Raw genomic sequence first — 1,033 nt, forward strand, 5'->3', positions numbered from 1 at the left:
TGAACGAAGAAACCGAAATCACGAGTAGAAAGCGCACTAAATCCGATAGACCTTACAGTGCTGGCTGAATACCACAAACAGATTGAAAGCAACCTGCAACGTATTGAGCGCAAGAATCAGCGCACATGGTACAGCAAGCCTGGCGAACGCGGCATAACATGCAGTGGACGCCAGAAAATTAAGGGAAAATCGATTCCTCTTATCTAGTTACTTAGATATTGGCCTTGGCTTTATCTCAATATTATATGGATCATAGCTGGCAACTAATTCAGTCCAGTAAATATCCTCAATAGGGAATAATATATGCTTTCCATTCCATCGGGAAAAAGTTTTGTTCAACACACCAAGCTCAATCAACTCACTAATGTATGGGAATTGTTTTGATGTAACCACATACTTCCTGCCTTCATTAAGGGCTGCGCACAAAACCATAGATTGCTCTTCTGTAAGGTTTTGAATTACTGATCGCACTTTATCGTTTTGCATCTTAATGCGTTTTCTTAGCTTAAATCGCTTATATCTGGCGCTGGCAATAGCTGATAATCGATGCACATTAATTGCTAGCGAAAATGCAAGAGCAAAGACGAAAACATGCCACACATGAGGAATACCGATTCTCTCATTAACATATTCAGGCCAGTTATCTGGGCTTAAAAGCAGAAGTCCAACCCAGATAACGATCATATACATGGTTCTCTCCAGAGGTTCATTACTGAACACTCGTCCGAGAATAACGAGTGGATCCATTTCTATACTCATCAAACTGTAGGGGTTGTAATAGTTTATCCGATTTCTCGCTGTAGGGGTACACGAGAACCACCGAGCCTGATGTGGTTAAAAGACAGGCACAATCTTTACTACCGCAATCCACTATTTAAGGTGATATATGGAAGAAGAATTTGAAGAGTTCGAAGAGCATCCTCAGGATGTGATGGAACAATACCAGGACTATCCGTATGACTACGACTATTGATAAAAATCAATGGTGTGGACAATTCAAGCGATGCAATGGATGCAAGCTGCTTACGGGGTT

Annotated in this window: 2 protein-coding genes; one reads left to right on the plus strand and one right to left on the minus strand. The window is 41.2% G+C overall.

The window, feature by feature from the left end; translation table 11 throughout:
* Positions 1-207: 207 nt before the first annotated feature.
* On the minus strand, positions 208-690 hold the full coding sequence (locus MMB69_RS27170) for a superinfection exclusion B family protein (RefSeq protein ID WP_000281856.1): 483 nt from the start codon (positions 688-690) through the stop codon (positions 208-210).
* Between the two features lie 266 nt (positions 691-956).
* On the opposite strand from MMB69_RS27170, the gene MMB69_RS27175 reads away from it, so the two are divergent.
* Positions 957-1,033 (plus strand): antirestriction Ral family protein (locus MMB69_RS27175; RefSeq protein WP_277448716.1); only part of this gene is annotated, 77 nt, incomplete at its 3' end.

The sequence above is a fragment of the Priestia sp. P5 genome (assembly GCF_029522155.1).
Classification (GTDB): domain Bacteria; phylum Bacillota; class Bacilli; order Bacillales; family Bacillaceae_H; genus Priestia; species Priestia megaterium_E.

Coding starts and splice junctions, on each gene's coding strand:
- MMB69_RS27170 (WP_000281856.1), bottom strand. CDS start 690: ATGTATATGATCGTTATCTGGGTTGGACTTCTGCTTTTAAGCCCAGAT.